Source organism: Kribbella sp. NPDC050124 (assembly GCF_044460355.1).
Lineage (GTDB): Bacteria > Actinomycetota > Actinomycetes > Propionibacteriales > Kribbellaceae > Kribbella.
On sequence record NZ_JBITJU010000039.1, the window covers coordinates 17,045 to 38,646 of the forward strand.

Below are 21,602 nucleotides of genomic sequence, written 5' to 3' on the forward strand. Positions count from 1 at the left end.
GGCCGGTCCGAGCTTTTCACCAGGAAGCTCGGGCTTCTCGGGGCCCGGCGGTTGTCTGAGCGATCGCCGGGCCCAACGAGAAGGGCCCATGAGAAGGGCCCAATGAGAAGGGCACTGAGAATCTCTTGCTCAGGACAACCGGTTGACGATGTGCGAGTAGACGCCGGGAAGCAGCGTCGCCGCCGGCACGATGCGGGGAGCGAGCAACGACCTGTTGCGGGCCCACAGCAACGAGCCGGTGAGCAGGCGGCATTCCCAGGACACTCGTCGCCAGGCCGCCTCGTAGTCCGCCGGCCGATCCTTCAGGACACAGTCCACCAACTCGGCCGACGTCCGCAGCGCGACGGCGATCCCCTCGCCGGTCAGCGCGTCGACGTACCCGGCCGCGTCGCCGACCAGCAGCACCCGGCCGGCCACCCGTGCCCGTACTCGCTGGCGGAGTGGGCCCGCTCCCATCACGGCGTTCGCGGGGCAGGCGCCGCGCAGCCGGCGTCTCAGGGCGGGGAATGCGTCGAGGTGGGAGTCGAAGGTGCCGCGCTCGGAGGTGAGGATGGCGACGCCGACCAGGTCGTCCGCAACCGGAGTCACGTAGGCCTCCCCGAGCCCGGACCAGTACACCTCCACCAGATCTGTCCATGGAGATACGTGGAAGTGCTGGCGCAGGCCACGGCGAGTGGTGCCCGGTGGCCCGGCCAGGCCTAGCTGGCGGCGGATGCCTGAGTGCAAGCCGTCGGCGGCGGCTAGGTAGCGGGCTGTGATGCCCGCTGCGGTCACCGAGGTGGTGTTTTGGGTAATGGCGCCGACGCGGGAGTCGACAATCGGCACGCCTAACGAGGTCAGGCGGTCCACCAAGGCCTGGTGGAGCGTGGTGCGGCGGACGCCGAGGCCGGGGCCGGCGGCGAAGCGGGCGTCGACGTGATGCGCCGCGTCGAGGTAGCGGATGCCGTAGAACGGGCGGCCGTCGAGCGAGACCCCGAGCCGTCCCAAATACGCCACAGCACTGTGCGCAATGCCTTCACCGCAAGCCTTGTCGATCGGGGCTGAGCGCGGCTCGACGACCACCACCGAGAGTCCGGCGAGCGCTGCGCGAATCGCAGTGGCGGCCCCGGCCGGGCCAGCTCCGGCTACCAGGAGGTCGATCACTTGTGCAGGGCGGCGTCCAAGGCCGCCTCCTCGGTCCGGATCCGGACCGCCAGCAACGGAATGTTCAGCACCGTGAAGACGACAGCCGTCACCCACGCGGTGTGGACCAGCGGCAGCGCGATGCCCTCGGCAACCACTGCGACGTAGTTCGGGTGCCGCATCCACCGGTAGGGGCCGCGTGCAACCAGTTGCAGCCCTGGTACGACGATCACCCGCGTGTTCCACTGCCGTCCGAGCACCGTGATGCACCACCACCGCAACCCCTGCGACAGCAGCACCACCACGAACATCGTCCACCCGAGCCACGGAATGAACGGCCGGTGCGCCGCCTCGACCAGACACCCGACCAGCAAGCCCGTGTGCAGCACGACCATGAACGGATAATGCCCGCGCCCCGACTCCACGCCACCCTGCGCGAAACTCCACTTCGCGTTCCGCAGCGACACCACCAACTCGGCGACCCGTTCAAGACCGACGAGCACTACGAGTACGACGTACCAACTCACGGCCACTCCAAAAGGACAAGCTCGGAGCAGAAGCCGGGGCCCATGGCCAGTAGCAAACCCATGCCGACAGGATCTCGTCGGAGGGTCTCACCCAGGACGTGCAACACCGACGAGGACGACAAGTTGCCGACCGCGTCGAGCGACTCCCAGGTCAGATCGAGCGCTCCGGGTCGCAGGTCCAGTGTCTCAGCGACCGCCTCCAGCACCTTCGGCCCGCCGGGATGACTCACCCACGTCCCGATCTCTGGGACCGTCAGCCCGTGCGACGCCAGAAACCCCCGTACGTCGCCACCGAGATAGGTCCGTACGACGTCCGGCACGTCGGCCCCGAGCACGATCCGGAACCCGCCCGACCCGACGTCCCACCCCATCACCCGCTCGGAGTCCGGATACAGCCGGCTCCGCGTCGCCACCACCGAAGGTCCCGAGGCCAGCGGGTGCTCCGAACCGGTCATGACCACCGCCGCCGCGCCGTCCCCGAACAACGCCCCGCCGACGAGATTCGCGAGCGACGAGTCGTCCCGCTGCAGCGTCAACGAGCACAGCTCCACCGACAACAAGACGGCGACCTGCGAGGGCCAAGCCTTCAGGTAGTCGTGCACCCGAGCGATCCCCGCGGCACCACCGACACACCCCAGCCCGAACAACGGCAGCCGCTTCACGTCCTCCCGCAGCCCCAACCGCAACGCGACCCGCGCATCGATCGACGGCGCCGCCACCCCGGTCACCGTGGTGAACATCAGCAGATCGACATCCTCCAGGGTCAGCCCGGCGTCCTTCACCGCCCCCGCAACCGCCTCAGCCCCCAGGTCCACGGCTGCCGCGATCCACGCGTCGTTCGCTTCGCCGAAGTCCTTCAGTACGGCGTACTTCTCCAACGGCAACGCCAGATGCCGGTACGACACCCCCGCGTTCGCATGCAGCCGCCGGAGCAACGCCGTACCGCTGCCGTCGGGCAGGCAGATCGAGGCGAACGCGTCGGTGAGAGTGGACTGCGGATAGCGGTACGGCGGCAACGCGGGCCGGACCGCTGCGATCCGCGTCATCGTGGCATCGTTACTTCGGTGAGCCCCGAGGTGCACCGAATCGGCACGACCGTCAAAGGCCTGGCACTCGCCTGCCACCCGGGTCCGACGGCCGCCGTCACCGCACTCACCACGGCCGTGGCCTGGTCGGCCGGGCGCAGTCCGGCCGGATGTCTCCTCGTCGCCGCAACGATCCTCACCGGTCACCTCTCGATCGGCTGGAGCAATGACGCGATAGATGCCGCTCGCGACACCATTGTGAACCGGCAGGACAAGCCAGTGGTACGTGGACTGGTGAGTCGCCGCACGCTCGCGATCGGCGCCGGCGTCATGCTCGTCGTCACCATCCCCGTCTCGCTGGCCAACGGGATCGCCGCCGGCCTGATGCATCTGCTCTTCGTCGCCTGCGCCTGGGCGTACAACCTCGGCCTGAAGTCGACAGTCGTGTCCTGGCTCCCGTACGCCGTCGCGTTCGGCGCCCTCCCATCGTTCGTCACGCTCGGCACCACCGGTACCTGGGCGCCGTGGTGGGCGACCGCCGCCACCGCCCTGCTCGGAGTCGGTGCCCACCTGGCAAACGTCGTACCCGATCTGGCCGACGATCTCGCCACCGGTGTCCGCGGCTGGCCGCAACGCCTCGGCAGCGCGGCCCGCCTGCTCGCCCCGATCCCGTTGGCCGCGGCCACGATCCTCCTGGTTCTCGCCCCGCCAGGCCCGGCCGGCGTGGTCGGCTGGATCGTCCTCGGCGTCGTCGCGGTACTGCTTGCCGTGATCCTGGCCTGGAAGAACGCGCCGTTCCTGCTCACCATCGCAGTCGCCGCGGTCAGCGTCGTCGCGCTCGTCATCAGAGGCGACGCCCTAGTGCCGTAGCTCCTGGAACTTCGTCTTCACGCCTTCCTTGAGGACGCCCCAGCGGTCCTCGTCGCCGCGCCACAGCGACTTGGCGGTCTTCTGGATCTGGTCCCAGCTCGAGTGCGGCGGAATCGGCGGTACGTCGGGATCGCAGTGCACATCGAGCACCGTCGGCCGGTCCGCCGCGAGCGCCGACCCCCAGGCCGGCCCCAGCTCCGCACCGGACCGGACCGTCATCGCCGCCAGCCCCACGGACCGTGCAAAGGCCGCGTAGTCCACCGACGGCAGCGTCTGCGAGTCCGGGAACTTCGGCGCGCCCTGCAACGACCGCATCTCCCACGTCACCTGGTTGAGGTCGTTGTTGTGCAGTACGGCGACCACCAGCCGCGGATCACTCCACTCCTGCCAGTACCGCTTGATCGTGATCAGCTCGGCCAGCCCGTTCATCTGCATCGCGCCGTCGCCGGAGAACGCGACCACCGGCTTGCCGGGATGGGCGATCTTCGCGCCGATCGCGTACGGCACCGCGGAACCCATCGTCGCGAGCGTCCCGGACAGCGAGCCGTGCGTGGTGTCGTTGAAACGCAGTTGCCGCGCGTACCAGTCGGCCGCCGAGCCGGAGTCCGCGACCACGATGCAGTCCTCAGGCAGCCGCTCGGAGAAGTCGTGGAACAGGCGCTGCGGGTTCACCGGGTCCGCCTCCACCATCGCGGCGGCAGCCATCACCTCCCACCAGCGCCGTACACCGTCCTCGATCCCGCTCCGCCAGGACCGGTCCTCCTTCTGCAGCAGGTACGGCGTGAGCTCGCGCAACGTGGCCGCGGCGTCGCCGACCAGGTTGACCTCGTACGGGTACCGCATCCCGATCATGGTCGGATCCGCGTCGATCTGAACGGCTCGCGCCTGGCCGAAATCGGGCAGGAACTGCGAGTACGGGAAGCTCGACCCGACCGTGAGCAGCGTGTCGCAGCCCCGCATCAGGTCCCAGCTCGGCCGCGTCCCCAGCAACCCGATCGAGCCGGTCACGTACGGCAAGTGGTCGCTCAGCACGTCCTTGCCGAGCAGCGCCTTCGCGACCCCCGCGTTCAGCAGGTCGGCGACCGTCTCGAGCTCCCGCCGCGCGCCCCGGGCCCCCTGGCCGACCAGGATCGCGACCTTCTGACCACTGTTCAGTACGTCGGCCGCCGCCAGCAGACCGCCTTCGTCCGGAACCTCCACGGCGGCCGCGAACCCGAGGCTCGACGGCACCATCTTGAACGCGTGCTCCGGCGGCGTGTACGCCAGCTCCTGGACGTCGGACGGCACGATGACCGCGGTCGGGGCGGACCGGGCCAGCGCGGTCCGGATCGCCCGGTCGAGCACGTTCGGCAGCTGTTCGGGCACGTTGACGGTCTCGACGTACTCGCTCGCGACGTCCTTGAACAGGGAGTGCAGATCCACCTCCTGCTGGTACGAGCCGCCCATCGCGGACCGGCTGGTCTGGCCCACGATGGCGACCACGGGGACGTGGTCGAGCTTGGCGTCGTACAGACCGTTCAGGAGGTGGATCGCGCCCGGACCGGAGGTCGCAAGGCAGACGCCCACCCGGCCGGTGAACTTGGCGTAGCCGACCGCCTGGAAGGCACTCATCTCCTCGTGTCGCGACTGGATGAAGCGCGGCCCCTCCTCGGCCTGCGTCCAGGCGGCGAGGATGCCGTTGATGCCGTCGCCCGGATAGCCGAAGACGGTGTCCACCTGCCAGTCCCGGAGCCGCTCGAGCAGGTAGTCGCCAACGGTCTTCATGAGACCTCCCTCGGTTTCACCCCTCGGGTGCCCTCAGGCGTCTCCTTTATGCGGAGTCGGGCTTGAGCGGCGCATTACTCCCGAGGATCGCGGCGGTCAGCGCTTCGGCCGGCTCCTTGGCGGCGCGCGGGTTGGTGATCAGCACCAGGTCGATGGCCGGGAGCTCGGGGAGGCCGGCGCTCGGTGGCGGTTCGACCAGGTCGGCGGGCATCAGCGAGCGGGCGAAGATCGCGATACCGAGTCCGGCCCGGACGGCCGCGAGTACGCCGTTCACGCCGCGGACGATGCACGTGATCCGGCAGGATCGGCCGGCCTGTTCCAGGGTCTGGACACCGAGCGAGCGGCTCAGGCTGGGGGCCTGGTACGCGACCAGCGGCACCGGACCGTCGGGCGCGATCCGCGTCCCGTTGATCCCGGCCCAGACCAGCGGGTCCCGCCGTACCAGCCGGCCGTTCGGCTCGTAGCCGGTGCCGACGCTGTGCTTCACGTAGGCGAGGTCGAGGTGGCCGGACTCGACCCGGCGGAGCAGGTTCGGGCTCTGCGCAACCGTGAGCTCGAGGTCGATCCGCGGGTACAGCTGCCGGAAGTCGCGCAGGATCCGCGGCAGCGGGGTGAGCGCCAGGTCGTCGGTGACGCCGAACCGCAGCCGGCCACGCAGCTCGGAGCCGGTGAAGTAGCCGGCCGCCTCTTCGTGCGCGGCCAGGATGGTCCGGGCGAACCCGGCCATCGCCTCGCCGTCCGCGGTCAGCGTCACCGTCCGGGTGTCCCGCACGAACAGCGGCCGCCCGACGGCCACCTCGAGTTTGCGCACGTGCTGGCTGACCGTCGGCTGCCGGATACCCAGCCGCTCGGCCGCCTGGGTGAAACTGAGCGACTGCGCGACCGCCAGGAACGTGCGCAGCTGATCCGGGTCGTACATCGATGGACCTCCCATTACGCGACGCAATAAGAGTAATAGGAGTAATTCGCTATCAGAATTCAGCACCGAACCGTGAGGATGGACGTGTCCTCCCCTGACCAGTCCACTCGCGTAGGGAACGCTCTTGACCTCCCGGGCCACCGGTACCGTCCCATCCGTCCCCGACTTCCACACCCACAACAGCAAGACCGCGACCGACACGCGGCGCCGCCCCGGATTCCGGGAGACGTTCAGCGCCCTGGAGGTCCGCAACTTCCGCCTCCTGGTCAGCGGACTCCTGGTCAGCTCGACCGGCGGCTGGATCCAGCGCATCGCCCAGGACTGGCTGGTGCTCACGATCACCGGCAGCGCCACCGCGGTCGGTATCACCACCGCGCTGCAGTTCCTCCCCACCCTCCTGCTGGGCCTGTACGGCGGGGTGATCGCGGACCGCTTCCCGAAGCGGAAGGTCCTGCTGGTCACCCAGACGACGATGGGCACGGGGGCCGCCGTCCTCGCCGTCCTGGCGTTCACCGGCTCGGTCCAGGTCTGGCAGGTCTACCTGATGGCGCTGTTCCTCGGCCTCGCGACGGCCGTCGACAACCCGACCCGGCAGTCCTTCGTCCCCGAACTGGTCGGCAAGGAGCGGGTCCGGAACGCGATCAGCATGGTCTCGTCAACCTTCCAGCTGGGCAGCATGGTCGGTCCGGCGCTCGGCGGCGTGCTGCTCGGCACGCTCGGCGCCGGCTGGGCCTTCGCGATCAACGCGATCACCTTCTTCGCCTCGATCTCCGCGCTGCTGAGGATGCGCGAGCACGAGATGCCCGGGCTGCAGGCGGCCCGCAAGGCGAGTGCCGGGATGCGGATCCGGGACGGGCTGAGGGACGGCGTGCGGTACGCGTTCCACGAGCCGGCCGTCCGCTGGGCGATCGCGCTGGTCGGGATCTACGGCATGTTCGCGATCAGCCTGCCGGTGACGCTGACCGCGTTCGCCGACCGCGTCTTCCACATCGGCGCCACCGGGTACGGCGTACTGAACTCCGTGGTCGCCGTGGGAGCACTGACCGGCGCACTGTTGTCCGCGCGGCGGGTCCGGACACCCCGGCTGCGGAACCTGGTCGGCATCGCCTCGTTCCTGGCCGCGATGGAGATCCTGGCCGCGATCCAGCCGTCACTGTGGACCTTCATCCCGTTGCTGGCCGCGCTGGGCATGGCGACGCTGATGTTCCTGACTGCCGCCCAGTCGATGGTGCAGCTGACCACGCCGGACGGCCTGCGTGGGCGGGTCTCCGGGATCTACAACCTGGTGTTCATCGGTGGAGGCGCGATCGGCGGTCCGCTGGTCGGCTTCCTCGCCCAGACCTGGGGCGCGCGCAGCAGCCTGCTGATCTCCGGTCTGATCCCAGCCGCCGCGACGATCGCGATCGCGCTCCGGCTCCGCCGCGACGGCCGGTTCCGGCTGGTCCTGGTCCGCATCCGCTCCCCGTGGCACCAGCCCCCGGTCCGGCTCAACCTCGAGCAGACCGAGATCCAGCTGTCGGCCCCGGCCAGCCCGCGGATCACGCGCACCTCGCGCCCGTTCACCCTCGGCCGCCGCCAGCACCAGCGCACGGACCCGCACACGCGCCCGATGCGCCCTCGCCGCCGCCCGCAACACCATTAGTCGTCCGGGGCAGGGGCGGGAAGCTGCCTCCCGCCCTGCCCCGGATCCCTGGCTAGCGCGGGACGAGCGAGATGTTGTCCAGCCGCAGCCAGGTCGCCGCGTTCACACCCCAGTAGCCGGCGAACACCGTCATCGTGGTGTTGCTCCCGGAGTTGAAGTCGACCGTCAGCTGCTTGTACCCGGGCGCTGCGCTGTACCGCGTCTCCGCGTACGGCGTGCCGCCCGAGCGCACCCCGAAGTACCCCTCGGTGAAGTTCCCCGACCCCTCGACCCACCCGGTCAGCCGGTAGTTCGTGCCCGGCTTCACCGGCAGCGTCTGCTTGAACGTGTTCCAGCTCGCGTCCGACGCGTTGATCCACGCGTTGTTCCGGCCCTGCTGCGCCCAGCCTCGATCGTGGTCGACGCCTTTCGGGCCCGGACCCTCGGTCTCCCACGGCGCCGAGACCGCGTTCGTCGCCTCGAAGCCCGGGTCGGTCACCGCTGAGCCGTGGTAGACCTCCAGTTCGCCGATCGACGTGAAGGTCTGGGCGCCGCCCGGCGTGCCGATCACGCGAACGCCGTCACCGGACGTGAGGTCGAAGGTGAAGACGTAGGTGCGGTTCGTCCCGGCCGCCGAACCGGCCGGGTACGACGGGGTCACGGACTGACCCGTGACATCGGTCCATGCGCCGTTGCGCCGTACCTGGATCTTCGGGGCGGACGCGAACCAGCCGCCGTCGCCGAAAATCGTGCCGGTGGTGTAGACGACCTTGTTCAGGTTGTACGTGCGCGGCCAGGTGTAGCCCCACCAGCTGAGCGGCTTGCGTTCGTCGTTCCAGTCGTCCTCGTTCTGGGCGCGAACGCCGTCGTTGTAGCTGGACTGACCGAAGTGAGTGGCCCGCTCGATGGGGACCGTGCCGGGCTCGCGAGCGAGGTTGCGGGTGCCGTCCAGACCGTTGTCCGGAGTGGTCGGAACCGACGGCGTGAGGGACATCTTCCGCAGCGAGAACGTGTACGCCCACCGATCGTTCATCCCGCCGCCGCACGGGCAGACGTTGGACTGCAACCACATGTTGCGACCGTCGGCGCTGATGTACTTCGACGGGATCGTGGTCGCGTAGCCGCCGTGCTTCGCGTGCGTCCACGGGTACCCGCCGAAGTCCTTCGGGGTGAAGCGCTGCCACGGGCCCCACGGCGTCGGCGACTCGTAGAACTCGAAGGTGTACTCCGTCCACGACGTGTAGATGTACCGGTTGAGCGGCTTGTTGTAGACGACACCGCCCTGGCTGAGCGTGGTCAGGTTCCGGACCCGTCCCGCCGTGCCCACGTTCTGGTAGATGTGCCGGTCGTCGTGCAGCGTGGCGACGCGGGCGTTGAAGTCTGTCGACCACCGGGGTACGCCGTTCGCGTCGGAGCCGGCGTACCACTGCCAGGTGGAGCGGTTCTGGATGCTGTTCGCCGGCACCTTCGCCAGCCAGAGGTCGACCGGGTCCGGCACCCGGTTCGAGAACGAGTCGCGCCAGTTGTTGTCCAGCCCGTACGCGTAGACGAACCCGTCCGGCGAGTTCACGTTGTCCTTGCCGTAGTCGAGGAAGAAGATCGTGGTGAACTTCGACCCGCCGAACATCGGCGCGCTCTGGTCGTAGGTCCAGGTCCAGCCCTTGTCGGTGGACTTGGCGATCGTCGCCGCCGGCGCGTCGTCGAAGTCGTAGGCGAGATCCTGGACGGCCAGGTAGAGCGCTCCGCCGACGCACACCATCCCGGTCGGCTTGCGCGTGTGGTTGGCGGTCCACACCTTGCCGACCCGGTCGCCGATGGCCAGTTGCGTGCCGGCCAGGTTGCCCGGCTGTCCCGCGATCCGGGTCACACCGATGTCGCTCGGGGTGGCGCCGAAGCCGATCCCGTCGCCGTACGCCGCGTAGACGTGGTCGTCGTTGGACCAGCAGTTGGGCCACAGGTCGCCGTGGTCCTTGTCGTCCCCGATCGCGGGCGCGCCGACGGTGGCGCCCGCGTCGATGCCGACGGTCGAGAAGAACGTGCTCTCCGGGGGCGCGCCGGCGGTGGCCGCCTGCGCGGGCGGAAGCAGGCCGGCGAGCAGCAGCCCGGCGGCGGCGAGAAGGGTGGACTTCCTCATGGCAAGCCTCCTGGAACCGGTCGGGTGACGGGTGGAGAAATCGATTTCCCACCCAGGTTTCCCGAACGTAGCCAGCGGCCCTGAGGCCGGTCAAGGCTTGAAATCGTGGTGGAATCCAGGCGGCCTGAATACTTGACGGCGTAAATTAAGCAACCCTAGGCTCGGCGAGGTCCGCTCTCTCCTCCCCCGAGGGACCACATCGTGCTGAACCTCCCCAGACGCCGTACCGCCGCGGCCGTGCTGGCTTCCGTCGCCCTGGTGTCGACGGCCGCCGCGATCGCACCGGCCGACGCGGCCCCACCGACCGCCGATCAGCCCGGCCCCAAGCCGGCGCTGGTCGAACCGGACTCCGCCTTCCAAGGCATCCCCGACCTGACCACGAACGCCGCGTCCACGCCGGCCAAGTACCCGCAGGTCGCGGCCAAGCCCTACCTGGGCTGGTCGAGCTGGAGCCTGCAATCCACCAACTACCCGGGCGTGAACCCCGACGGCCCGGGCAGCTTCATCTCCGAGCAGAACATCCTCACCCAGGCCCACGCGATGGCGACCAAGCTCAAGCCGTACGGCTACGAGTACATCAACATCGACGCCGGCTGGCAGTTGGGCGGTGACGAGTACGGCCGCCCGACCGCGAACCCGAAGCGGTTCCCGCGCGGGATGAAGGCGGTCGGCGACGACCTGCACAAGCTCGGCCTGAAGTTCGGCATCTACACCGTGGTCGGCCTCGGCTTCGACGTCTACCGCGACGGCAACACGCCGATCTACGACGCGCCCGGCTGCTTCACCCGCGACATCGTCTACCCGGACCTGCGCACCACGAACGGCTGGGACCAGGCGTACAAGATCAACTACGCGAGCCCGTGCGCGCACAAGTACGCGGACTCGATCGCGAACCTGTTCGCCGGCTGGGGCGTCGACTTCATCAAGATGGACGGCGTCGGCCCGGGCTCCTGGAAGGGCGCCCCGGACGACCCGAACCACAACAACACCGAGGACGTCGAGGCCTGGTGGCGCGCGGTGCAGAACTCCGGCCGCCCGATGATGTACACGCTGTCGTGGTCGCTCAGCCACCGGTACGCCGACGTGTGGAAGCAGAACTCGAACGGCTGGCGGATCGACACCGACGTGGAGTGCTACTGCGACACCATCGTCCGCTGGGACGGCTCGGTGAAGCAGCGCTGGTGGGACCTGCCGCAGTGGATCGACGACGCCGGACCGGGCCACTGGAACAACCTGGACGCGATCAACGTCGGCGTCGGCGAGATGGACGGTCTCAACGAGGCCGAGCGGCAGAGCTACATGACGTTCTGGGCGATCAACGCCGCGCCGCTGTTCGTCGGTGACGACATGACCAAGCTGGACACGTACGGCCTGAAGATGCTGACCAACCGCGAGGTCATCGCGATCAACCAGTCCGGCATCCCGGCCCGCCCGCTGAACCAGGACCAGCTGCAGCAGGTCTGGTACGCCGAGAACGCCGATGGCAGCGTCACGGTCGGCCTGTTCAACCTGGCCGAGACCCCGGCCACGGTGACCGGGAACTTCGACCAGCTCGGCATCACCGGCAAGGCCACCGTCCGCGATGTCTGGGCGAACCAGAACACCCGCGGCGTCTCCGGCCAGGTGAGCGCGAACCTGCCCGCACACGGTTCGAAGCTGTACAAGATCACGCCGGAGAAGGCCGCGTCGCCGAGCAAGCCTGCCGACCTGACTGCGACGGATGTGAGCCGTACGACGGTCACCCTCGACTGGCGGCCGAGCACCGGTGCCTCGTCGTACAAGGTGTTTGCCAACGGCAAGCAGGTGGCGACCAGCTCGACCACGAGCGCGGTGGTGACCGGGCTGCTGCCGCAGACGCAGTACACCTTCACCGTGAAGGGTGTGTCCGGCGGCCGGTCGTCGGAGGCCAGTGCGCCGGTGACCATGTTCACCTCGAAGTCGGGTGGACCGGTGAAGTACGAGGCCGAGGCGTCGACCAGCACGCTGACCGGGAACGCGGGGATCTCCGGCTGCAACCTGTGCTCGGGCGGCCAGAAGATCGGCAACATCGGCTATGACGCGTCGGTGACGCTGAACAACATCACCGTGCCGACCACCGGGACCTACCTGGTGAAGATCGCCTACACCGACGGCGACACCAGCCGGCAGAGCATGCTCACGGTCAACGGCGCCGACGACTACTGGGTGAACTACCACGGGCTCGGCGACAACGACTGGGGCACACCGCAGGTCACCTACCTGCCGATGAAGCTCCAGGCGGGCGCCAACTCGATCAAGGTGCACAACCCGGGCGGCTACATCGCCGACATCGACTGGATCACCGTCTGACGGTTGTCCACAGATCGCGGGGCCGGCCTTCCCCTGGGCCGGCCCCGTGCCTTTACTGGACAAATGAGCGCCTACCCAGAACCACTCGTTCCACCAGGCTCGACCGCGCCGGTCCCTCGGCGGATCCGCGCGACTCTCGGCGATCGCGTCGTACTGGACACGTCTGACGCGATCTACCTGTGGGAGTTCCCGCCGTACCCGCAGTACTACATACCAGTCGCGGATGTGGCCGACGGGGTGCTGACCGACACCGGCGAGACGAAGACGTTCGAGCACGGTGTCGCGCGGGTGCACACCGCGGGGTCAGGCAAGGCCTGGGTGTACGACGACGGCGTCGCGAAGGACCGGGTCCGGTTCCAGTGGGACGCGCTGGACAGCTGGTTCGAGGAGGACGAGGAGGTGTTCGTCCACCCCCGCAACCCGTATGCCCGGTGCGACGCGATCAAGTCGACCCGGCACGTCCAGGTCGCGGTCGGCGGCGTCGTGCTCGCGGAGTCCGCGTCGACCGTGATCGTCTTCGAGACCGGGCTGCCGCCGCGCTACTACTTCCCGCGTACGGCGGTGCGCCTCGAGCATCTCACCCCGAGCAGCACCGTCACCTCCTGCCCGTACAAGGGCACGACGTCGGCCTGGTGGTCGGTCGGCGACCGCGACGTCGCCTGGTCCTACGACTTCCCCACCGCTCCCCTGCTCCCGATCGCCAACCACATCGCCTTCTTCGACGAAAAGGTCGACACCACCATTGACGGCACCCTCCAGGAACGCCCCATCACCCCGTTCTCGGACTGAGCTCCGCGATCAGTTCCTGGAACTGCGGGCACTCGGTGAAGTCGGGGGCCTCGCAGGTCAGGGCGTGCCGAATCAGTCGCTTGGACTCCTGCGCCCGACGGATCTGCTCGTCGAGTACGGCGTCCTGCTCGGTGAGGACCGCCCGTCGTTCCGGTCCGCCGGGGGCCTCGAACATGCGGCGGATCTGGTCGAGGCTGAGGCCGGCCGCCTTGGCGCGCTGGATCATCACCACGCGGGCCACGTGCGACTCGTCGTACCGGCGTTGCCCTCCGACGCGCGCGACCGGGGTGAGCAGACCTTCGTCCTCCCAGTGCCTGAGCACGTGGGTGGCCAGCCCGAACCGTCCCGCGAGCTCCCCGATCCCGAACATCAGATCGCGGAGGTCACGCCGCCGTCCATGGTGATGATGGCGCCGGTGACGTAGCTGGCGAGCGGGGACGCGAGGAAGACCGCGACGTTGGCGACCTCCGCGGGTTCGCCGGCGCGGCCCATCGGGATCTCTGCGACCATCTCCGCCAGCAGCTCCTCCTTGGGCCGGCCGCTGGCACGGACGGCGGCCTCGAGACCTTCGTCGACCCGCGCCGTACGGGTCATGCCGGGGTTGATCACGTTCACCCGGACGCCCTGACCGGCGTACGCCTTGGCGTAGCCGACCGACGCCAGCATCAGCGCCGCGTTGGCAGCGCCGCCGCCGATGTGCAGCGGGTTCGCCGCGCGTCCACCCTGGCCGACCACGTTCACGACCGCGCCGCTGCCGCGCTCGGCCATTCCGCGGATGACTGCCTCGGTCGCATGCATGTAGGTGAAGTACTTCGCCTCCATCGCCGCGTGCAACGCCTTACTGTCCAGTTCGTCCACCGGCGTCCGGCGAGCCGCGCCCGCGCAGTTGATCAGGATGTCCGGTACGCCGATCCGCTCGAACGCAGCCTTGGTCGCGTCGGCGTCGGTCAGGTCGACCGCCTCGACGTCGTAGCTCAGCCCCTTGGCCGCCAGCTCCTCCTGCGCCTTCGCGAGATTCCCGGCGTCCCGGGAGATCCCGACCACCTTCGCGCCCTCCCGCGCCAGCGCCTCGGCACACGCCAGCCCGATCCCCTTGCTGGCTCCGGTGACAACCGCGGTCCGACCGGACAGTTGCAGATCCACTCGCTGACTCCTTCTCGACGCTCCGGCAGCGCGGAAAGTCTACGTCTTGCAGCAGATGCCCTGAGCAATCGTCACCTTGTGGACGTCGGGGCCTTCAGCAACGAATTGGAATTGTCGCTGTTGCGGCCTTGAACAGCCCAGTACAGTGGGTAACCAGATCGACACTCTTTGTTTCGACGCCTGATGCCCGAGCTCTTGCCCTGAGCACCCGACGCCGGAGGGACCCGTGCCGACCATGTCCACTTCCCATTCTCCGCCAGGTTCCAGCAGGACACCTGTGCCCGAACGCAGTACCTGGCAGTCCGTTGTCCACCATGACCTACCGGCCTCGCTGGTGGTCTTCCTGATCGCCATCCCACTCTCCCTGGGGATCGCCGCCGCCTCCGGCGCCCCGCTGATCGCCGGCCTGGTGGCCGCGGTGGTCGGCGGCGTGGTCGCCGGCGCGCTCGGCGGCTCCCCGTTGCAGGTCAGCGGTCCCGCCGCCGGCCTCACCGTTGTCGTCGCGGGCCTCGTCGGCCAGTTCGGCTGGGCCGCGACCGCCGGCATCACCTGCGCCGCCGGCCTGTTGCAGATCCTGCTGGGCGTCACCCGGATCGGGCGGCTCGCCCTCTCACTCTCACCCGCCGTGGTGCACGGCATGCTCGCTGGGATCGGCGTCACCATCGCCGTCCAGCAGCTGCACGTGGTGCTCGGCGGGCAGGCGCAGAGCTCACTGGTCGCGAACCTGGCGGCGCTGCCCGGCCAGCTCGTGGCTCACCACCCGCACTCGGTGCTGGTCGGCGTACTGACCGTCATCATCTTGCTGCTCTGGCCCAGACTGCCCATGGTCAAAGCGATTCCGGCGCCCTTGGTGGCCGTCGTCGCGGTCACAGCGCTGGCCGCGGTCTTCATGACAGATGTTGCCCGGGTCAACCTTCCGGACCAGCCGCTGCAGGAGCTGATCCTCCCTGCAATGCCCGAAGGCACCCCAATGGAGATCATCACCGCGGTGCTGACCGTGGCCTTGGTCGCCAGTGTGGAGTCACTGCTGTCAGCCGTTGCCGTGGACAAGCTTCATCGTGGCAAGCGGAGCAATCTGGATCGTGAGCTGATCGGCCAAGGCGCCGCGAACGCGGTGTCCGGCGCACTCGGTGGCATGCCGGTGACCGGCGTGATCGTGCGCAGCTCCACCAACGTCGCGGCCGGCGCGCGCAGCCGGGCCTCGGCGATCATGCACGGCATCTGGATCGCGGCGTTCGTGCTCGCCGCGGGCTCGATGCTGGAACTCATCCCGATGGCCGCGCTCGCCGGCGTACTGCTCGTCACCGGTCTGCGCCTGGTCCAGCTCGCCCACATCCGCACCCTGCGACGGCATGACGAACTACTCGTGTACGTCGTGACCGCTGCCGGCGTCGCCGTACTCGGGCTGGCCGAGGGTGTGTTGCTCGGCTTGCTGCTCGCACTCGCGCGCGTGCTCTACCGACTCACCCGCGCGACCGTCACCGCGACTGAACATGACGGGCTGTGGACCGTGCGGATCCGCGGCTCACTGGTCTTCCTCGGCGTCGCATCACTGATCCGGACGCTGCGGACGATCCCCGTCGGCACCCGGGTGCGAGTCGAGCTCGAGGTCGATCACCTCGACCACGCGGCGTACGAAGCGATCGAGGACTGGCGACGCGGTCACCTCGCGCGCGGCGGCTCGGTCGAACTCAACCGGGTGGCGTTGCGGGCCGCGCTGCACACCGACGCGACCCGGCGGCTGCTGCCCTGGCAGCGTCAGGTCATCCCGGAGCCCGATCAACGTGTCTCGATGCTGGACGGCGTCCGTGCGTTCGAGGCGTCGGCCGACGGGATCCGGCCGATGCTGGCAAAACTGGCGGCCGACGGACAGCGGCCGGCCCACCTGTTCATCACCTGTGCGGACTCGCGGATCCTGCCGAACATGATCACCACGAGTGGTCCCGGCGACCAGTTCTGCGTCCGCAACATCGGCAACCTGGTCCCGCCGAAGGGATCGAACAGCAACTCCGTCGACGCCGCGATCGAGTACGCCGTCGACGTTCTCGGCGTCCAGTCGATCGTGGTCTGCGGTCACTCACACTGCGGCGCCGCCGCAGCCGCGCTGGAGGCGAACGTCCCGGCCGGCTCCGGCCTGCAGAACTGGCTCCGCCACTTGGAGCCCTCGGTACGGCGTGCCGTCGGTCTGCCGGACATCATCGACCCGGCGACCGGGGTGAAACTGTCTCCGGCCGACAAGCTGTCCGTCGCGAACGTCGGCGTACAGCTGGCGAACCTGCGCAGTTTCGCCTGTGTCCGCAAGGCCGAGGCCGAGGGACGGCTCGAGCTGATCGGGCTGTGGTTCGACATCGGTGCGGCCGCTGCCCGGTTGGTCCTCGACCGCGAGCCCTACCTGGTCCGCGCCGACGAGGAGCTGGCCACCGCAGGCACCTTGTCCAAGCGCTGATCGAACCCGGCGGGTGCGTTCTTCAGGCGGCGCACCCGCCGCCCGTCGAAGATCAGCAGCAGCGGCAGCGCCAACGCGATCGCGACAAGCCCGTCGAACCAGTAGTGGTTGGCCGTCACCACGACGACGGCGAACGTCAGCACGGGATGCGCCATCCACAACCAGCGCCAGCGGGAGTGGGTCGCCCGGATCAGGAACACCGCAACCATGAAAGCCCACCCGACATGCAGGCTCGGCATCGCCGCGAACTGGTTCGCCACCCCGGAGTCGGTGGTCGGTCCGTAGACGGACTGCCCGAGCAGTACGCCGGTGTCCACCCAGCCGGGCATCATCCGCGGCGGCGCGAGCGGGAAGAACATGTGCCCGATCAACGCCAGCCCGGTCAGTGACGCGAGCGCCCAGCGGGCATCGCCGTACTGGGCTGGACGCCGGAGCATCAACCACAGCAGGACTGCTGCGGTCAGCGGGAAGTGCACGCTCGCGTAGAAGACGTTCGCGATCTCGGCCAGTCCGGGGATCCGCAGCGCTTGGTGCTGGACGGTCGCCTCACTCGGCAGCCCGAGCCAGGCTTCCCAGCCGATTAGCTCGCGGGCATGCAGGTGCGCCGAACCCGCGTGATCGGCGGACAGGAACCGGCCCAGGTTGTAGGCGCCGAAAAGAACGGCCAGCAGAGCCACCTCACGGACGATCCTCCGCCCACCGCCGGCCGGTGACCCCACCACAACCGGCCGCTCCACCCGCTCCAGCGTCAACTGCGCCACGCGAACCCCTCCTCAGCCCTCCTGCCAAATTATCGCAACCTCCTTATAGTTACGAACAATATGAACCAACTCACACTTCCCCCTCCACCCGCCGCCCCGCCCTACTCCCCTCAACCCCAGCCCCCGACCGCCCATTCCACCGCCGAATCCAGCCAGTCAACGGACCCCCCTACCCCGGAACGCCCACCGCCTGACGGGTTGTGTCACCGCTGACGCCCCGCCACTGGCGGGTTGTTCGACCACTGACCTGCTGTGTAACCAGTCACCGACACACAACCCGCCACCGGCGGACCGCTGGACCCGGGCTGGTCGACGACCTGTCCGCCCGCCCGCCGCACCCCGGCCGGCAGACGGGCAGCCCGACTCCCGGAAGCCCCGCCGGCCGAGGGCCGTCCAACCCTGAAGCCCGACCACTGGCGGGTTGTTCGACCGCTGACCTGCTGTAACCAGCCACCGACCGCACAACCCGCCAGCAGTTGGGCGGTTCCGCCTGTCGGCAGGGCTTGGAGGCAGGGTGACGCAGGTGGGCGGGTGCGGGGTTGCTGGGTGGGGAAATGGGTTGCTGGGGGTGGGGTGGGGCGGGAGGGTTCGGGGGTGGTCGGGGTGTTTGTGCGGTGGAGTTGGGTGCGGGCGGTGTTGCACAACGGGTGGTGGCTCGTGACGAGCGTCTACCTGGTTGTGGATGCCGGGTTATCGCCCGCGCAACTGGTGTTGATCGGGTCGGTGCAGAGTGTGTCTGCGCTGGTGTGTGAGGTGCCGGCCGGCGTGTTTGCCGACACGGTCAGCCGTAAGTGGTCGCTGGTGATCTCGCAGGTGCTGATGGGTACGGCGATGCTCACCACCGGGCTCGTCACCTCGTTCCCGTTGCTGCTCGCGACTCAGGTCCTGTGGGGGATCTCGTGGACGTTCGCGAGTGGATCGGACGTCGCCTGGATCACCGACGAACTCGATCAGCCGGACCGCATCACCGCCGTACTCGCGCGGGCTGCACGGGCTCAGTTGACCGGGGCGGCGACAGGCCTGATCGCGCTCGGGCTGCTGGCCTGGGCAACCAGCCGCGAGATCACGATCGTGGTGGCCGGCGTCGCGATGATGTTGCTCGCGGTCTACGTCGCGCTGAGGTTCACCGAGGAGCGGTTCGTCCCGATCCGCACCGCGCGCTGGTCGGCGTCGTGGACCACCTTCCGCCGCGGACTCACGCTGGTACGGCGGAACCGCGAGATCATGCTGATCTTCGCCGCGACCTTCCTCGTCAACGGCGCCTCGGACGCGGCCGGGCGGATGACGCAGAAGCAACTGCTCGACTTGGGTTGGCCGAGTGATCCGGATCCGATCATCTGGTTCACCGGGCTCGGCGTCGTCGGTCTGATCGTCGGTGCGCTCACGTTGCGCGTGCTCGCGAAGCACGTCGACGGCGAGCACGCCCGTACCGACTACGCGTGGGCGGCGGTCGCCGGTGTGGTCAGCATGGTGATGTTCGCGCTGGCCCGGGATCCGGTGGTCGGCGCGATCGCCGTCGTACTGGTCTCCGGGATCGTCACGCCGTTGACGCGGGTGATCAGCATGATCTGGGTGAACGCGCGGACAACGGCGGACGTGCGGGCGACGACGCACTCGTTCTTGGCGCAGCTCGAGTACCTCGGCGAGATTGTCTGCGGGGTCGGTATCGCTGCGATCGCTCGGCTGAGCAACCTCCCGGTCGCGCTCGGCGCGTGTGCCGTGTTGTTCCTGGCGACCGCGCTATTGATGAGGCGGCGGCCAGCTGACCGTCGCGTGGTCGGGGCTCGCTTGGACGTGTAGCGGCTGGTCGGCCGGGAGTTCGCCGTACGACGGTTCGTCCACGACGACGACCGGTGTCGCGAGACCGTAGAGCTCGTGGGCGACAAGGGCGCCCAAGGCAATGATCGAGTCGGGCCGGGCGAGGATGATCGCGGCCGGGGCGGCGCCGGCGCGGATCTGCTCGGCGAGCACGCTGGACGCGGAACTCGATCCGCGGCCCGACTCCATCACCAGGACGCGACCCGCCAGGATCTCGCCGCACTGGGGATGATGAGCGTCGACAATCCGACCGCGCTCGTCGGTCCCGCCCCAGAACGACAGCGGCGCGGTCAGGCGGATCGGCATACCGGTCGCGGTGCCGGGATGCAGCGTGCGCGCCTGGATCACGCGAGCTCCTCGATGACGACGCGGCCCGCGCGGGCGGAGGCGACGCATTCCGCCAGCGAGCCGAGGACCACGTCGACGCCGATGTTGCCCGGCGCGTAGTGCGCCCACTTGCCGGAGTTCGTCATCACGTTCTTCCAGGCCGGCGACAGGATCGCGGTCACGTAGGTGCAGGTGTCGACCACGACCGTGACGCCGGCCGCTTCGAGAGTGCGCAGTACGCCGGTCTCCGCCGCACGATCCCGGGTCGCGCGACCGGTGGACAGGTAGAACGGAACCCGGATCGGCGGACCTTCCCGAAGGAGATTGGCCAATTGCCGACATTCGTCGTACGACGCATGCGGTGTGCCGACACTCACCGCATCGAGCTGCCCGGCGTCGATTGTCGACAATCGACGCCGGGTCCGTCGCATCGTCTCGAGGTCGACGACGTACGTCGGCAACTCACCGAGCGGACCCGTCGGCGCTTCCGGGGTGACACCGACCGCGTGGAACAGGGCGACTCCCCCGGCGGACGCCGCCGCAGCGCCGAACGCCTTCAGGTTGTCCTCGCTGACATCCGCCGGAATCCCAATCAGCACAGGGATCTCGCCACCGACCGCCGACCCGACATGCAGCCCGAGCAACGGATACGCGAGGTCCGTCCGCAGGAACTCACCGAGCGGCCGGCAGTCGAAGACCACGGTCCCGCGACGCGCCTCAGTCGTTTGCAGTCCGGAGTACGGCGCTCGCCCGGTGATCGCCGCGCAGATGTCGAGGAAGTCGCCGTACCGATCGGTCCGGGCGCCGAGGACCGAGTTCGCGAACACGATCGCGTTCGACTCCGCCCAGGCGACGTGCTCACCGAGACCGGGCCGGTTCGGGAGCTGGTATGGCGCGCACGTCCACGTCGGCGTGCACCCGAGGTCGACGTACGCGGCCATCAGCTCGCGACCGCGGAGAGCAGTCTCACGTTCGGCGTCGGTGCCGTCGCGGACCAGTCCGGGATGCAGCAGATCCATCGAGCCGACGTTGAGCGTGGTCGGGACCCGGACCTTCGCGCCGAGGCCGACCAGTTTGTGGGCAAAGTCGAGGCTGACCTGCCCGTGGTACAGGCAGGAGTCGACGTGCGCCGAGGTGATCTCGACCAGCCGCGGCGCGCCCTCGATCCGGGCCAGCCCGACGACCACCCGCATCGCCAACGCCACGCCTTCTCCGTACTGACCGCCGAGCATTTCCCCTTCCTCGGCGGTCAGCTGGAGATTGTCCACAATCCGAAAACCTACAACCTCCTACCACCTCACGGTCAGGACGTGACCTCGCAGTTCTGTACGACGTCGGTACCGGCATCACCGCTGCACACGTCGTTGTTGCCGCCGGGTGGGAACGGCGGGCCGCCGGGCGGTGGCGGGAACGGATTGTCGCCGTCGATGAAGTCGTCGCCGGCGTTACCACTGATCGTGTCACTGCCGAAGGTGCCGAACAGCGTGTCGTTGTCCGGTCCGCCCGTGATCACGTCGTCGAGCGGTCCGCCGAACGCGGTGTCGTCGCCGGGGCCACCGTTGATCGTGTCCACACCGCCGAACCCGATGAGCTGGTCCGCACCCTGACCGCCGTTCAGAGTGTCGTCGCCACCGAGACCGGCCAGCGTGTCGTCGCCCTGGCCACCGTTCAGGACGTCGTTGTTCGCCCCGTTCGACGGCGCGAACGGCACGCTGTCGAGCTCGTCGCCGATCAGCACGTCGTTGCCGCGGCCACCGTCCACCGTGTCGTTCCCGCCTTCCGCGCACACGATGTCGTTGCCGTCACCGGCGAACACGATGTCGTTGCCGGCACTGGCGACGATCACGTCGTCACCGCTCGTGCCGACGATGGTGCCCGCCCCGACGATCGTGGCCGGCACCTCCTCGCCGGGCGGACCGCACAGCGGCGGTTCCTGGGCGTTCGCAGCGGTCGGCAGCAGCACCGTGCCGAGCAGCAGCACCGCCGCCCCCAAAGCAAGCTTGCGCAT

General features: G+C 69.0%; 18 protein-coding genes. 6 read left to right on the top strand and 12 right to left on the bottom strand.

Annotation, left to right across the window (positions count from 1 at the left end; all coding sequences use genetic code 11):
- Positions 1–129: 129 nt before the first annotated feature.
- Genes ACIBL3_RS44315 through ACIBL3_RS44325 form a run of 3 tightly spaced genes read right to left on the bottom strand, consistent with a single transcriptional unit; the run spans position 130 to position 2,695 of the window.
- The gene (locus ACIBL3_RS44315) at positions 130–1,143 is read right to left on the bottom strand and encodes an NAD(P)/FAD-dependent oxidoreductase (RefSeq protein ID WP_396360042.1); all 1,014 of its coding nucleotides are present in this window, start codon (positions 1,141–1,143) and stop codon (positions 130–132) included.
- Entirely contained in the window at positions 1,140–1,649 is a 510-nt protein-coding gene (locus ACIBL3_RS44320; RefSeq protein WP_396360043.1) for an isoprenylcysteine carboxyl methyltransferase family protein, read from the bottom strand. Before ACIBL3_RS44320 ends, ACIBL3_RS44315 begins: the two co-directional genes overlap by 4 nt.
- Positions 1,646–2,695 carry a type III polyketide synthase gene (locus ACIBL3_RS44325; protein WP_396360044.1) on the bottom strand — a complete coding sequence of 350 codons (1,050 nt, stop codon included), beginning with the start codon at positions 2,693–2,695 and terminating at the stop codon, positions 1,646–1,648. The genes ACIBL3_RS44320 and ACIBL3_RS44325 overlap by 4 nt, the downstream gene beginning before the upstream one ends.
- An 18-nt stretch (positions 2,696–2,713) precedes the next feature.
- On the opposite strand from ACIBL3_RS44325, the gene ACIBL3_RS44330 reads away from it, so the two are divergent.
- Positions 2,714–3,544 (top strand): UbiA family prenyltransferase, encoded by an 831-nt coding sequence (locus ACIBL3_RS44330; protein WP_396360045.1) that lies wholly within the window; start codon positions 2,714–2,716, stop codon positions 3,542–3,544.
- Here the strand turns inward: ACIBL3_RS44330 and ACIBL3_RS44335 are convergent.
- Both ACIBL3_RS44335 and ACIBL3_RS44340 read right to left on the bottom strand, forming a co-directional pair.
- Positions 3,533–5,308 carry a thiamine pyrophosphate-requiring protein gene (locus tag ACIBL3_RS44335; RefSeq protein WP_396360046.1) on the bottom strand — a complete coding sequence of 592 codons (1,776 nt, stop codon included), beginning with the start codon at positions 5,306–5,308 and terminating at the stop codon, positions 3,533–3,535. The genes ACIBL3_RS44330 and ACIBL3_RS44335 overlap by 12 nt on opposite strands.
- 46 nt (positions 5,309–5,354) lie before the next feature.
- Positions 5,355–6,227 (bottom strand): LysR substrate-binding domain-containing protein, encoded by an 873-nt coding sequence (locus ACIBL3_RS44340; protein WP_396360047.1) that lies wholly within the window; start codon positions 6,225–6,227, stop codon positions 5,355–5,357.
- A gap of 124 nt (positions 6,228–6,351) precedes the next feature.
- Here ACIBL3_RS44340 and ACIBL3_RS44345 point away from each other — a divergent pair, with 124 nt between their 5' ends.
- On the top strand, positions 6,352–7,869 hold the full coding sequence (locus ACIBL3_RS44345) for an MFS transporter (RefSeq protein WP_396360048.1): 1,518 nt from the start codon (positions 6,352–6,354) through the stop codon (positions 7,867–7,869).
- 52 nt (positions 7,870–7,921) lie between these two features.
- On the opposite strand, the gene ACIBL3_RS44350 is transcribed toward ACIBL3_RS44345, so the two are convergent.
- On the bottom strand, positions 7,922–9,982 hold the full coding sequence (locus ACIBL3_RS44350) for a hypothetical protein (RefSeq protein ID WP_396360049.1): 2,061 nt from the start codon (positions 9,980–9,982) through the stop codon (positions 7,922–7,924).
- 201 nt (positions 9,983–10,183) lie between these two features.
- Between ACIBL3_RS44350 and ACIBL3_RS44355 the strand changes: the two genes are divergently transcribed.
- A complete protein-coding gene (locus tag ACIBL3_RS44355; protein WP_396360050.1) occupies positions 10,184–12,310 on the top strand; it encodes a fibronectin type III domain-containing protein in 2,127 nt (708 codons plus the stop codon).
- 63 nt (positions 12,311–12,373) lie between these two features.
- The gene (locus ACIBL3_RS44360) at positions 12,374–13,099 is read left to right on the top strand and encodes a DUF427 domain-containing protein (RefSeq protein WP_396360051.1); all 726 of its coding nucleotides are present in this window, start codon (positions 12,374–12,376) and stop codon (positions 13,097–13,099) included.
- Here ACIBL3_RS44360 and ACIBL3_RS44365 read toward each other — a convergent pair.
- Both ACIBL3_RS44365 and ACIBL3_RS44370 read right to left on the bottom strand, forming a co-directional pair.
- A complete protein-coding gene (locus ACIBL3_RS44365) occupies positions 13,080–13,469 on the bottom strand; it encodes a MerR family transcriptional regulator (protein WP_396360052.1) in 390 nt (129 codons plus the stop codon). The two genes, ACIBL3_RS44360 and ACIBL3_RS44365, sit on opposite strands and share 20 nt — an antisense overlap.
- Positions 13,469–14,242, bottom strand: coding sequence for an SDR family NAD(P)-dependent oxidoreductase (locus ACIBL3_RS44370; RefSeq protein ID WP_396360053.1), 774 nt, complete (start codon positions 14,240–14,242; stop codon positions 13,469–13,471). Before ACIBL3_RS44370 ends, ACIBL3_RS44365 begins: the two co-directional genes overlap by 1 nt.
- 277 nt (positions 14,243–14,519) lie before the next feature.
- On the opposite strand from ACIBL3_RS44370, the gene ACIBL3_RS44375 reads away from it, so the two are divergent.
- Entirely contained in the window at positions 14,520–16,688 is a 2,169-nt protein-coding gene (locus ACIBL3_RS44375) for a bifunctional SulP family inorganic anion transporter/carbonic anhydrase (protein ID WP_396360054.1), read from the top strand.
- Here ACIBL3_RS44375 and ACIBL3_RS44380 read toward each other — a convergent pair.
- Positions 16,631–17,449 carry a phosphatase PAP2 family protein gene (locus ACIBL3_RS44380; RefSeq protein ID WP_396360055.1) on the bottom strand — a complete coding sequence of 273 codons (819 nt, stop codon included), beginning with the start codon at positions 17,447–17,449 and terminating at the stop codon, positions 16,631–16,633. The two genes, ACIBL3_RS44375 and ACIBL3_RS44380, sit on opposite strands and share 58 nt — an antisense overlap.
- 657 nt (positions 17,450–18,106) lie before the next feature.
- Between ACIBL3_RS44380 and ACIBL3_RS44385 the strand changes: the two genes are divergently transcribed.
- The gene (locus ACIBL3_RS44385) at positions 18,107–19,249 is read left to right on the top strand and encodes an MFS transporter (protein ID WP_396360057.1); all 1,143 of its coding nucleotides are present in this window, start codon (positions 18,107–18,109) and stop codon (positions 19,247–19,249) included.
- Here the strand turns inward: ACIBL3_RS44385 and ACIBL3_RS44390 are convergent.
- The 3 genes from ACIBL3_RS44390 to ACIBL3_RS44400 are packed head-to-tail and all read right to left on the bottom strand — an operon-like array spanning position 19,190 to position 21,602.
- Positions 19,190–19,615 carry an aconitase X swivel domain-containing protein gene (locus ACIBL3_RS44390; RefSeq protein WP_396360059.1) on the bottom strand — a complete coding sequence of 142 codons (426 nt, stop codon included), beginning with the start codon at positions 19,613–19,615 and terminating at the stop codon, positions 19,190–19,192. The two genes, ACIBL3_RS44385 and ACIBL3_RS44390, sit on opposite strands and share 60 nt — an antisense overlap.
- Entirely contained in the window at positions 19,612–20,862 is a 1,251-nt protein-coding gene (locus tag ACIBL3_RS44395; RefSeq protein ID WP_396360060.1) for an aconitase X, read from the bottom strand. The genes ACIBL3_RS44390 and ACIBL3_RS44395 overlap by 4 nt, the downstream gene beginning before the upstream one ends.
- 35 nt (positions 20,863–20,897) lie before the next feature.
- Positions 20,898–21,602, bottom strand: a complete 705-nt coding sequence (locus ACIBL3_RS44400; RefSeq protein WP_396360061.1) for a calcium-binding protein — start codon at positions 21,600–21,602, stop codon at positions 20,898–20,900.